This window comes from Lacrimispora sinapis (genome assembly GCF_043633585.1).
GTDB lineage: Bacteria > Bacillota > Clostridia > Lachnospirales > Lachnospiraceae > Lacrimispora > Lacrimispora sinapis.
The window spans coordinates 1,178,494-1,191,093 of sequence record NZ_CP141832.1 but is presented as its reverse complement, the minus strand read 5'-3'; the positions used below and the strand labels follow the sequence as shown (position 1 = coordinate 1,191,093).

The following is a 12,600-nucleotide window of genomic DNA, read 5'->3' as shown; positions in this document are numbered from 1 at the left end:
TTCTGCAAATCTTTAGAGTCCCAGGATATTCTTTTTTAAAAGCAGAATATCCTTAGAATCGGCTTTGCCGTCTCCGTTTAAATCAGCTGCTTTTTTCTCATGATCCGAGAATTTTTCCAGTCCAAGAATGTAACGCTGAAGTTTTAAAACATCCTGGCTGTTGACTTTTCCGTCTCCGTTAATATCTCCCAGGGAATGGGAGGCTTTTTGAGCGGAAGTGCTTTCCTGGGGCTGTATCTGTTTCACAGTCTCTGGTGCATGCTCCGTCACTTGAGCACTCGCTCCCGGTCCCTGTAAAATGACTCCGTTGGAAGTCTGCACGGAAATATTACTATTACCCACCGGGGCAATGGTAACATTGCTTCCTCCCGGCGTTCCTTTGTTCTCTTCTTCTTTGGTACGGCTTACTCCCGGACCATAGCTGCTTCCGGAGTTGGAGCCTGAACTGCTGTTCTCAGTTCCTACACCGGAGGTATAGGTAGGTCCATTGTTCTGACGGACTACGTGGAGAACATATTCTCTCACATTTCCATTCTGGGCTGTCACCGTTACCTTGATATCATTGTTGCCGCTCTGAAGGGCAATGGTACCGGTTCCGCTGACAGAGGATGCGGAATTCAATGGAGAGGCAGACACTTTGATGTTGGATACCGTTGGATCAACAATTAAATTGTATTCCAGCGTATCTCTGCGGAACGTAGGTGTCATAACAAAGCCTTCCACATTTAAACTTGAAAGCATATTGTTCGGATTGCCGTTGCCGGTTGGCTGGCTGGCTGGAGTCTCAGGCATGTTATTGTATACCGGTATCTTAAACTCCAGGGCCGTTTTCTTCATATCCGCGTTATAGGCTTTCGAGAAAACAGCTCCCTCTGAGGCAGCCCCCTGTACATTGGTCATATACTGATGCTTATACAGATTTGAACCCTGAACATTAAATTTCTTCAGATAAAATGTATCCTGCCCAACTTTTACATAGTTATTACCATAATATAGTGCTCCGCCCAAAATTGATTTTTCAGGAGTATTCCACGGTCTTTCGTAATTGCCTGCCTGGGAAGCCCACCATAAGCCTCTCTGTACGGCCGACATACTGCCGGACTGGTATGCTTCTATATTAAAAAAGTTGTAATATCCTTCGTAGCCGGGTTCATTACCGGAAACACTTTTGCCGTTACCTGCAGAACCCTGTTCCTGAATGATCATTGCTGCCAAAACATAAGGATTGACTCCCGACTGGGTAGCCGCATTCATGATCATACTGGCATAAGAACCGCTTCCGGACACCGTTCCGGTGGTGTTAGAGGAAGACGGACCGGTAAGACTGGCACCCGGCCCATATTCCATAAGAACCCGTGGATTTTTGGGGGTGATGGAGGCATGGGGTGCTTCCAGGCTTACATTACCGGATCCGGAGCTTTCCGTACTTCCTCCTTTGGAAGGACTGACCGCCCCGCCCGGTCCTACTTCACTGGCTTTGCCAGAGCCTCCGGTGGTTTCGGTTGTACTTCCCCCGCTTTTAGAACCTCCGGCCAAAAAGGTTCCCTTGATCATGGTCTGAAGACCATCCATGGTTTGCTTGCTGCTGTCATAGGAATGGCTTAAAAACTGAAAAACATTGGTCTCATCAAGAAAGTTTCTCGGATCCATATAATACTTCACAATATCTTCCGAAGCCGTGACCCAGCTGCTCCCGTCAAAGCCGACCCAGGTGCTGGTATCCCAGTTATATGCGCCGTTCAGCATGGACTTCCAGGAGCTAATACTGCTGGTATGCACCAGTGTCTTCCCTACCTGGCTCTCCTCCTTTACTGCTGTATTCCAGTCCAGATTGGTCTTTTGTGCACGGAATACCCACTGGGGATACTGAGCATGGAGCTGACGCAGACGTACTTTATAACTTTCCGGAAACCCTTCTGCAGTGAGATGGGATTCAAAATTGCCATCCTGGGTGTAAGATACCGGAAATTTAAGAAAACTTTTGGAAACATACCCAGTGACGGACTTACCACCCGTACCGGAAATGCGGATCTGATACCACAGTGCCCCGTCTGAAGCGTTTTTTTCATCCGTTACTGTAACAGCAGCGCCGTTGGTCAATTTTGTTACGATAGAATAGGTCGTACCAGGGCCGCTCCTCACATTTAGTGAAGTTGCATTCACCGTAGCCGACCTTTCTGTGTATGCATACGCATTGATGTATGGTGAAACTACCCCCAAACTGGAGTCCAGCACCAGGACACTGGCCAGAATCGCGGCCATCTTACGAGCTTTTTTATACTTTTTCATCTGTTTCTCCCAATATGCCCTATGTATTTTAAAAACTTACAATTATATGTAAATTATCCATTTCTTTATTATAATGACAAATCATACCATGTGTCAACTGAATCAGTTAAAGTTCAGGCAATTGGAATTATTTGTAAGAAAAACTTTAAAGTTTATTAAAAAAGGCCTCCCGATCTGGGAGGCCTGAAGTCCGGTTATACCGGATATGCTTTGCTTTCTTTATCTGCAACCGTCTGATCCACACCGGTCTGCTGCGCAGCACGGTATTCAAAGAAATCTTTTGCAACAGCCGGGAACAGTGCATAGGACAATACATCTTCATCCTGCTGTTTCCACTGGGCACATTCTTTCTCGAATTTAGGAAGCTGAGGCTCGATCTTATCTGCCGGACGGCAGGTAATAGGAGTTTCATCTCCGATGATCTTCTTCTGCACTTCTGCATTAAACGGTTTTACGGTCTGTCCGAATTCACCTAAGAACATCTTCTTTGTCTCTTTGGTAACCATCTTATAACGTTCCCCGCTGATGACATTTAAAACTGCCTGTGTACCAACGATCTGAGAGGAAGGTGTAACAAGAGGTGCTTCTCCAAGGTCTTTTCTGACTCTTGGGATTTCCTGAAGAACTTCCATATATTTGTCTTCCTGTCCGGCTTCCTTCAGCTGGTTCACCAGGTTGGAAAGCATTCCGCCAGGTACCTGATACTGCAGAGTCTTAATATCAACACCAAGCACTTTTGGATTTAAGAGTCCGCTCTTTAATGCTTCCTCACGGATTGGCTGTAAATAAGCACAGATTTCTGCCAGAAGATTCTGGTCAAAGCCTGTATCATATGGAGTGCCGCGGAAAGTCTCAACCATAACCTCAGTAGCCGGCTGGCTGGTTCCAAGTGCAAGGGGTGACATTGCTGTATCAATGATATCAGCACCAGCCTCCACTGCCTTTAAATAGGTCATGGAAGCAACACCGGAAGTGTAGTGCGTGTGAACATCAATCGGAAGACTGGTGGATTCTTTCAGTGCGCTCACCAGCTCTTCTGCTTTGTAAGGAATCAAAAGACCTGCCATATCCTTGATGCAGATAGAAGAAGCACCCATGTCTTCGATTCTTTTTGCAATATCTTTCCAGTAATCCAAAGTATATGCATCACCCAGGGTATAGCTTAATGCCACCTGAGCATGACCTTTTTCTTTATTACATGCGCTTACAGCAGTCTGTAAGTTACGCATATCATTCAGACAGTCAAAGATACGGATGATGTCAATACCATTTGCCAGAGATTTCTGAACAAAGTACTCTACCACATCATCAGCATAATGATTGTAACCTAAGATGTTCTGTCCGCGGAACAGCATCTGCAGCTTTGTGTTCTTAAAGCCATCCCTTAATTTTCTAAGTCTCATCCAGGGATCTTCCTTTAAAAAGCGAAGGCACGCATCAAAGGTAGCGCCGCCCCAGCATTCTACTGCATGATAACCAACCTTATCCATCTTCTCCACAATCGGAAGCATCTGTTCGGTTGTCATTCTTGTAGCAATCAAAGACTGATGAGCATCACGAAGGGCTGTCTCTACAATCTTGACCGGCTTTTTCTCTATATCTGCCATTGTCTTACCTCCTGGTTATTGTTCAATCTGCTCTGTTAAGAGCCTTTTCCTATACCGGCTGGTTGCACCGGTCTTTTATCCTAGTTTAAAGTAGCTAATGTTGCACCGGAATTAACAGCTTCGCCGGTGGTTACATTGATACTTGCAACAGTTCCGTCAGAAGGTGATACGATTTCATTTTCCATCTTCATAGCTTCAAGAATAACCAGTACCTCTCCCTTTTTCACTGCCTGGCCTGGGCTGACCTTAATACCCAGGATCTTTCCTGGCATTGGAGCGGAAACGGTTACGGAACCCTGTGTGCCTGCAGGTGCTGCTGCAGGAGCTGGAGCAGGTGCTGCTTCCTGAGCAGGTGCTGCTGCAGGTGCCGGAGCTGCTGCTCTCGGTGCTGGTGCTGGTGCCGCTGCTCTTGGAGCTGCTGCATGGGAGCCGCCCTCTTCTACGGTTACGTCATAAACATTACCATTAACTGTAATTGTATAATTTTTCATGATGAAAATCCTCCTGATTATTTAAGCGTTTTTCCATTTACCGGCTGGTGCACGTCTGATTGAGCGGACAACCAGGCCGCTTGGTGAACTTCCTGTACTTGCAGCAATCGCAGCAGTAATGACAGCCACCAGTTCCAGATCATCTACAAGGTTTGCCGGTTCTGCACTGACAGAATCCGCTACGGACTCAGCCGGAACAAAAGCTGCTGCATTGGCATTGCCCTCTTCAGAGCTGCCGTCTGATGCCCCGTTGTATTTACGCACAGCAACGATCACCGCCGCAAGTACGATAGCACCTACTGCCAGCCAGCCATATAAGTCTTCCTGACTGTTTGCGGTCTTTTCCGGATGAAAGGTTGCACTCACTACCTTTGTCATCCGGGGATCAATTGTGACGGTAAAATCCAGGTTCTGTTTTTCAAATACAGCATTTACGGTTGCGCTGTATCCTTCTTCTGTAGCCTTTACTGTGACATCTTTTCCAATGGATACCAGAGCTCCTAAATCCCCTTTGATACTCTGCCAGGAATCTGCCGTTGCTGAAAGTGCTGCAACGCTCTCATCGCTCTCCATCTTGGCTTTGAATGCCTGCACATCTTCGTCTTTTAAATCCACAAACGCCTTCAGATAAGGTTCCGGAAACTGTTCCATCTGTTTCTCAATATTGGCATCGATCTCGGTTGGTGCGGTTTCAGCCTTACTGTTTATCGTGAATGAAAAGAGGCAGACTGCCATTGTAAGTCCCAATGCTACTCGTTTCAAATTCAGTTTCATATCCCTGTCACCTCATTCTAAATCGTGCCATGTTTTTTTGCGGGACGATCCTCATTTTTTGTAAATAACATCTCAAATGCAGCAATTACTCTGGCTCTTGTCTCGCTGGCATCGATGATATCATCAACATATCCTCTCTTTGCTGCAGAAACAGCACTGGACTGAAGAAGCTTATAGCTTTCCGCTTTCTCATGAATGAGCGCTTTTGCGTCATCTGCTTTTGCAATCTCATCTGCATACATGATCTTTGCTGCTTCCTCTGCGTCCATCATGCCGATGGAGGCTTTTTCCCATGCATATACCACATCGGAACCGATGGACTTGCTGTTCATGGTTAAGTATGCGGTTCCCAATGCTTCTCCGATCACAACCGTTACCTTAGGTACTGTTGCATTGGCAAATGCATAAGTTAATTTTGCTGATGCTTTTGCAATGCGCTTTTCTGCACATTTGGTCGCTTCATAGCCTCTCACATTCACAAGTGTTAAAAGAGGAATATCAAATGCATTACAGAAATGAACGAATTCTGCCGCTTTTTCACATCCGTCTGCTGTGAGAAGAGCCTCATAGCCAGCTGTCTTAACACCGCTTTCATCATAAGATTCCGTTCTGTTCGCAACACAGCCTACGGTTGCGCCGTTTAAACGGATAAATCCAGTCACCATGGAAGGAGCATATTCCTTCTTAGTCTCCATAAAGAAATGATCATCGGAAATCTGGGTAAGTGCAACCGCTGTATCTCCAACGTAATTAGCCAGGTCAGAACATACACGGTTCAAATCGTCCTTGCATTCACTGTAAGATAAGTCATCCTGATTGTTGGCAGGAAGAATGGAAACAAGAGTTCTGATCTTTGATAAGATCTCCTCACCTTCTCCTGTAAAGTCCACCATGCCGGCTTCTTTGCTCTGGAAATCAGCGGAAGCTGTGTTGCATTTCTCCGCGTAATTTTCTGCAATGGCATTGGGCGCATTCACAAACAGCTTTCCGCCCTTGGTCTCCATAAAAGTAAAATCTGCCATAGCTGCGGAAACAGCCATACCGCCGCCGCATGCCCCGAATACTGCTGTTATCTGGGGAATTACACCGGATGCCAGAGTCTGGCTCAAATAAACCTCGCCAAAGCCATTCAAAGCATCGGTTGCTTCCTGAAGTCTCAATCCTGCACAATCAACTAAGCCAATCACAGGTGCTCCTGTTTTCATAGCCATATTGTAAAGTTTGGTGATCTTTTTCGCATGCATCTCCCCTACGGAACCGCCAAGAACTGATGCATCCTGACTGTATACATAGACAAGACAGCCTTCAATCGTACCATAGCCAGTAACAACACCGTCAGCCGGAGTTTCCTTTGCTGACATGTTAAAGTCTGTGCTCCTTGCAGTTACATAGCTGCCAACTTCAACAAAACTATTCTCATCAAGCAAAGCATGAATCCGATTACTTGCTGATGTTTGTGTTGAATTACTCATTTTGCAATCCTCCATTTTGTAATAAATATATAATCCTGTCCGCACCAGGCGGTTGGATTATAGAATAACACTAAATTCTGCCGATTATAATTGTATAATTAAATTTTACGAATTTCAAGCTGTTTTTAACAAAAAAAGAACAGAAATCTATTGATTTTTCACAATCAGTAGATTCCTATTCTTACCACAAATGAACATTTTGATGTAATGTGTCGAGATATCCGTCGTTTTGTATATTTTTGTCTCAAAATTTAGTTAAATATTCACATAGCTATTCTATGATTTCAATAATTCCAATCGTACCATCCGGTTTTACCTGAAATGTAATATTGGAATCTCCCTCTCCGAGAACTACTCCTTTTTGTGTTTCCTTCAGCGTACCGGTATCAACATTGGCTACTGCTACCATCAAATCATCACCAAATACCATATCCGGATTCTGCTTTGTTAAGTCTCCGCTGTTTTTAAGAATGATCTTTTCCTGGTCTCCGGTTATGAAAACACATGGATATGAAATTAAATCTGCCAACGCCTCCAGATCCCGGTCTGAAACAGCCTCCTGAACCTTTTCCGCAAACGCTTCTACCTTTTTGTCCGGTCCCTGGCTTTCGCTGCTTTCCATTGCTCCCGGGCCTGCCTCGCCCATAACTTCTGCTTCCTCTTCTTTGGGGCTTTCAGATGTTTCTTCCTGTATCCCAGCTCTTTTCATAGGGCTGTCTCCCATCTCCGATTCCGTTGTCTCTATAGGAGTACCGCTGGAATCCGAAGCTTCCTTTCTGCCACAGCCAGCCGTTAAAAGCGCCGCCACTAATATGGCAAAACATATGCAACTGATTTTTTTCTTCCTCATTTCCTGGTTCCTCCCTGCGTCCATTCTTTGCTTCGGCCACAGTATAGCACCTGAAAAGATCGTAAGTCAATAGACTTTCTAAAACCGTAAACCTTAGACTGATTTCTGTAAGAATCTGTTATTTTTTGTTCTGTTATTTGTATTCTTTATGAAGCGTAAATCCTCTTCCCCGGACTTCATTTACCTGATTGATGATCATAAATGCCTGAGGATCTATTCCCATGACCATTTCGTTAAGCTTTGAAAGCTGTCTGCCTGAAATTACAGTTAAAACGGCAAAAGATGCCTGTCTCAAATGTCCGCCTTCACTGGCTAACAGCGTGGTTCCCCGGTCCATTTTTTCCTGGATGCATTGATTGATTTCTTCAAATTTTTCGCTGATGATCTTTACCTGCATCTGATTCCTTCCGATTAAAAGCACTTTATCGAGCACCACCGTATAGATGAGCACAAGCAAAATTCCGTAAAGAATCTGCTCTTTGTCGGAAAAAATCATCTGAGAAAGAAGGATGATGCTGTCAAACACGGACATGGTTATGGATACGGATAAATTTCTCTTTTTATTAAGAATCAGCGGAGGGATATCCATACCTCCCGTAGATGCTCCGGCCCGGATCACCATTCCGATTCCGGCTCCGATCAATAGTCCTGCAAACACCGTCGCCAGCATCCGGTCACCGGTAATCCCGGTATTTCCGAACACCCTTTCAAAAATCCCTAAAATAAAGGGATAATAAAACGTACTGATCATGGTGGTAAATGCAAATGCCTTTCCTAATACCAGGACTCCTGCCGCAAACATAAGAATATTAAAAACTGCCACAAAAGCCGCTATGGGAATGCCCAGCTGGTGCTGGAACACCAGGGCAAGTCCCGTTGTCCCTCCGGTAATCAAACCTCCTGGTAATATAAACAGTGATACTGCCAGTGCATAGACCGTATTGCCTGCCAGTACCGTTGCAATCTTTTTTATATTCATTGAATAAAACTTCCTTTCCTGCAGTAAACAAACATAAATACTATAGCACGGGTTAATATTTTGTTCAATTTAATTTCTTATTTTCCTGTGTTGGAATTTTGTGTTATACTTATTTTGACATCGTAAACAAGGAGGAAATTCATGGAACTATATCTAATTGTAGCCGCTATCATCTGCATTCTCTGTATTTTAGCCAGTAACCTGTCTTACCGAATCGGCGTTCCGTCACTGCTTCTTTTCATTCTTTTAGGCATGATGTTTGGAACGGATGGCATTTTCCGGATTAATTTTTCAAATTATGCTCTTGCTGAGACCATCTGCTCCATTGCTCTGATCTTTATCATGTTTTACGGCGGGTTTTGTACCAACTGGCATGAAGCAAAGCCAGTAGCAGCCAAGTCGATTATCTTATCCACCTTAGGCGTTATCCTCACTGCCGTTATCACTGGATTCTTCTGCTATTACATATTAAAAACATCTTTGCTTGAAGGATTTCTCATCGGCTCTATTTTAAGTTCTACGGATGCCGCAAGCGTTTTTTCTATATTAAGAGTTAAAAAATTAAATCTGGTTAATGGTATGGCTTCTGTTCTTGAAGTGGAAAGCGGAAGCAATGACCCGGTCTCTTATATGCTCACCCTTATTGTTCTTGGAATTATGAGCGGAAAGTCTTCTGCAGCCAGCATCGGCATTATTTTCGGAGAGGAAGTGGTGTTTGGCCTTCTTTTTGGTGCGGCTGCCGGTTGTGCCGGATATTTCATTTTCCGGATCGACCATTTCAGATCCAGGGAGCTGCTTCCCATTCTTGGCATGTCCATAGCTCTGTTGACTTATGGACTTTCCAATTCCGTGGGAGGAAACGGGTTTTTAAGCGTTTACATAGCAGGGATCATCATTGGGAACAGCAAGATTCATTACAAAGCGGAAATGGTTCACTTTTTTGATGGAATCTCGGGTATGATGCAGATCGTACTGTTTTTCCTGTTGGGACTGCTCTGTTTTCCTTCCAGAATCATTCCGGTGATCTTACCATCGGTGGGCATCTGGGCTTTTATGCTGCTTGTAGCACGTCCAATCGTTGTGTCTCTCATCCTTACTCCCTTTAAAGTTCCTTTCCGTCAGCAGCTTTTGATATCATGGGCGGGCCTGCGCGGGGCAGTATCCATTGTCTTTGCCATACTGGCTGTTTTAAGTCCCTCTGCACTTGAACTTGACATTTTCCATATTGTTTTTTGTGTCTGTCTGCTTTCCGTATCCATTCAGGGATCTTTACTGCCTTGGATGGCAAAAAAACTGAATGTGATCGGGCCTACGGACAACATTTTCAGGACCTTTAATGATTACAGCGAAGACCCGTCTGTCCATCTGACGGAAATGCGGCTGCCAAAGGGTCATCCCTGGATCAACCATACTTTTAAAGATATTATTATTCCGGATGGAATGATGGCAGTTATGATTTTGAGAAACGGCAAAACATTGATTCCCAGAGGCGATACCATGGTGCTGGCGGATGATGTGGTCGTCTTAAACAGTACCCCCTATACGGATAACACCTTGAAGCTGAGAGAAGTCCAGATCGGTCCGTACCATCCTTGGGTGAATCAGAAAATCAGCGACCTTACCCTGCCCCAGGATACTCTGATCTTCCTCATTCAAAGGGCGGGAAGTTCCTTAATCCCTGACGGCCAGACCTATGTGAAAGACGGGGATTGTCTTATCCTGAATGCATAAAGGGGCTGTCGCAAAAAAGACTTGCTGGAAAATATTGCACAAAAAATGCGTCTTGACTAAGCTTTAAAAGCTGTTTCAAGGCGCATTTTTATGCGATTCATAGGATTATTTTGTACAAATTGCTATCACCGATTCATTTTGCCACAGCCCCTATAGAGAGAGGTCCAGCTCATTCTGTTAAGAACTTTCTTCTCAGCCTATGTTTTTTATCCGTGGACAGGCCAATGCGTTCCGTCAGGTAAGCATCTATGGTTCCGGAACATTTCTCCATTGCTGAAAATGCATGAAGGATATAATCCTCTGAAACGGTTAAAAGCACCCGCACACATTCCGCAAGGGTATGATCCCCGGTTTTTTCTTTTACCAGCAAAGAAATCTTTTCTGCTCCATCCGTAACATAGGTATTGGTCACTACAAAATCATTGATAACGGTGTCACGGTCCACTGAAAGTGCAGAAAGAAGCAGTGCGGTTCCAATGCCGACCCGGTCCTTCCCTGCACTGCAGTGCCACAGCACCGCTCTCTCATCCGCTTCCAGCAGGAGATCAAAAAATCGTCCGTACTGTCTGGCTGCAAAGTCACTGAGTGCAAGGTCCTCATAAAGCTTCTTTATGTATTGCTCCGGTTTTCCCCCAAGAGTCACTGCATGATCCATGATACCTGCAAAAATTTCTTTCGGTTCTTCCCTCTCTCTTCTCTCTTCCTCTTCAAACGTGATCCCTACGGTCTTTTCATCAAGTATGGGATTGAAAATATTGATAACCCCAGGAATCTCAGGATCGGGTTTTTGTCTGCGTTCCGTATCTGTGCGGAAATCAATCACAGTTCCCAGACCGTACTGCTCCGTCAGTATTTTAATATCGTTATCCGTGGCTCCAAATAAAGCTCCGCTGCGGATCAGCCTGTTGGGAAGAATGGATCTGCCGTCTGTGGTTTTCAATCCTCCCAAGTCTCTGGTATTGGGAAGCTTCTCTAAAGGAATACGCCCGATGCTGCTCATTGTTTCTTTCATCTTTCTGTTGACCTCCTCATGCAAATACAAAGCCAGTAACTTTCTCCAGTATAACATACGGATTCGTTATTAGGAAGAAAATATGCACCCAATTCCCGGCATGGAAAGATAATTCTTGATGATGGTCTTTACATACCACAATGGGGTGATTCGGTCTGCCCCTTCCAGCAAAGAAACCGGATAGGTTTTTAACACCTCCCCGTTCAGCCGGTAAATTACGGTTCCAACGGTCTGCCCTTTTTTTACCGGAGCTTTTAATTCTTTTGGAAGTTCTATATCTACCGTTACTTTTTCATCATCTGCCAGGAGAACTTTTAAGCTTCGTTCTTCCGACTTGCCGATATCACAGGGCACCATCACCGGATCTTCCAGTCTGCCGGAAGGCGGAATTCCATTTTTTATAAGAATGTCCCCAAACTTTGTTTCCTGGTATACCTCTCTATAATGGAAACGATCCAGACCATATTGAAACAATTTCCTTGCATCCGACCATTTATATGTTTTATGAGGAGGCCAGCCACAGCCCAACAAGGCAATGGTGTAAACTCTTCCTTCATTTTTTAATGCACCCACATAAGAATATCCGGCCCCTCCGGTAAATCCTGTTTTTCCGGAAAATGCGCCGCTCATAGAAGTCAGTAAAGCATTATGGTTGTTGCATCCAAAGGAACGTTTTCCTTCCAGATCCTGAAACGAATAATTCTGGGTTCCTGTTATTTCCAGAAATTCGTCTTTCTTGGGAGACTGGCCGATGCAGTAATTCATGATCCTGGCTAAATCTGCTGCTGTGGTGGCGTGTTCCTTCACCTGTCCATCTTTTTCTTCCTTGGCATCCAGTCCGTTTGGCGTAATGAAATATGTATTGCTGCATCCCAAATCTCTTGCCTTTTGATTCATCAGGGCTGCAAAGCCCTCCATGCTTCCCCCCACATGCTCGGCAATCATCATGGCTGAATCGTTATGGGATTCCAGCATCAGGCTGTAAAGCAAATCCTTCAAGAGGAATGTTTCCCCTTTATAGACCCCAAGATGGACCTTGGGCTGAGACGCTGCTTTCTGACTGGCTGTCACCGTATCGGAGAGATTTCCATGTTCCAGTGCTATGATACAGGTCATGATCTTTGTAGTACTGGCCATGGGGCGTACCAGATCCTCATTTTTCCCATATAGAATGCGGCCGGTCAGGGCATCCATCAAAACCGCTGACTGAGCATGAAGATTTAATTCATCCTTTGTCTGGACCGGTTGGTTTTTATCTTTTTCTTCTTCTACCGTTACTTTCCCATTGACAGTCTCTCCTTCTGCCAGCCGAAATACCCATGTCCCCGTCTTAAAAACCAGGACAAAGGCTATCACTGCCAGAAAACCCCCTATGACATGCCTCATGAAAGAGCC

10 protein-coding genes are annotated in these 12,600 nt (G+C 44.8%); 1 reads left to right on the top strand and 9 read right to left on the bottom strand.

The window, feature by feature from the left end; genetic code table 11:
* Window positions 1-12: 12 nt before the first annotated feature.
* From VIG27_RS05485 to VIG27_RS05455, 7 genes are all read right to left on the bottom strand, one after another.
* The gene (locus VIG27_RS05485) at window positions 13-2,289 is read right to left on the bottom strand and encodes a dockerin type I domain-containing protein (protein WP_394525879.1); all 2,277 of its coding nucleotides are present in this window, start codon (window positions 2,287-2,289) and stop codon (window positions 13-15) included.
* Window positions 2,290-2,483: 194 nt separating this feature from the next.
* Window positions 2,484-3,896 carry an oxaloacetate decarboxylase subunit alpha gene (locus VIG27_RS05480; protein WP_394525878.1) on the bottom strand — a complete coding sequence of 471 codons (1,413 nt, stop codon included), beginning with the start codon at window positions 3,894-3,896 and terminating at the stop codon, window positions 2,484-2,486.
* Window positions 3,897-3,976: 80 nt separating this feature from the next.
* A complete protein-coding gene (locus VIG27_RS05475; protein WP_394525877.1) occupies window positions 3,977-4,387 on the bottom strand; it encodes a biotin/lipoyl-containing protein in 411 nt (136 codons plus the stop codon).
* Window positions 4,388-4,408: 21 nt separating this feature from the next.
* The gene (locus VIG27_RS05470; RefSeq protein ID WP_394525876.1) at window positions 4,409-5,161 is read right to left on the bottom strand and encodes a sodium pump decarboxylase subunit gamma; all 753 of its coding nucleotides are present in this window, start codon (window positions 5,159-5,161) and stop codon (window positions 4,409-4,411) included.
* Between the two features lie 17 nt (window positions 5,162-5,178).
* Window positions 5,179-6,633 carry an acyl-CoA carboxylase subunit beta gene (locus VIG27_RS05465; protein WP_394525875.1) on the bottom strand — a complete coding sequence of 485 codons (1,455 nt, stop codon included), beginning with the start codon at window positions 6,631-6,633 and terminating at the stop codon, window positions 5,179-5,181.
* 271 nt (window positions 6,634-6,904) lie between these two features.
* The gene (locus VIG27_RS05460) at window positions 6,905-7,483 is read right to left on the bottom strand and encodes a hypothetical protein (RefSeq protein WP_394525874.1); all 579 of its coding nucleotides are present in this window, start codon (window positions 7,481-7,483) and stop codon (window positions 6,905-6,907) included.
* A gap of 133 nt (window positions 7,484-7,616) precedes the next feature.
* Window positions 7,617-8,462, bottom strand: coding sequence for a YitT family protein (locus VIG27_RS05455; RefSeq protein WP_394525873.1), 846 nt, complete (start codon window positions 8,460-8,462; stop codon window positions 7,617-7,619).
* Between the two features lie 141 nt (window positions 8,463-8,603).
* Here VIG27_RS05455 and VIG27_RS05450 point away from each other — a divergent pair, with 141 nt between their 5' ends.
* Complete coding sequence (locus VIG27_RS05450; RefSeq protein WP_394525872.1) at window positions 8,604-10,193, top strand: potassium/proton antiporter; 1,590 nt, start codon at window positions 8,604-8,606, stop codon at window positions 10,191-10,193.
* A 169-nt stretch (window positions 10,194-10,362) separates the two neighbouring features.
* Here VIG27_RS05450 and VIG27_RS05445 read toward each other — a convergent pair whose 3' ends face one another.
* Together VIG27_RS05445 and VIG27_RS05440 are read right to left on the bottom strand one after the other, a co-directional pair.
* Window positions 10,363-11,205: a tyrosine-protein phosphatase gene (locus VIG27_RS05445; protein ID WP_394525871.1), complete on the bottom strand. Its 843-nt coding sequence runs from the start codon at window positions 11,203-11,205 to the stop codon at window positions 10,363-10,365.
* A gap of 69 nt (window positions 11,206-11,274) precedes the next feature.
* The gene (locus tag VIG27_RS05440) at window positions 11,275-12,591 is read right to left on the bottom strand and encodes a D-alanyl-D-alanine carboxypeptidase family protein (RefSeq protein ID WP_394525870.1); all 1,317 of its coding nucleotides are present in this window, start codon (window positions 12,589-12,591) and stop codon (window positions 11,275-11,277) included.
* Window positions 12,592-12,600: the final 9 nt, after the last annotated feature.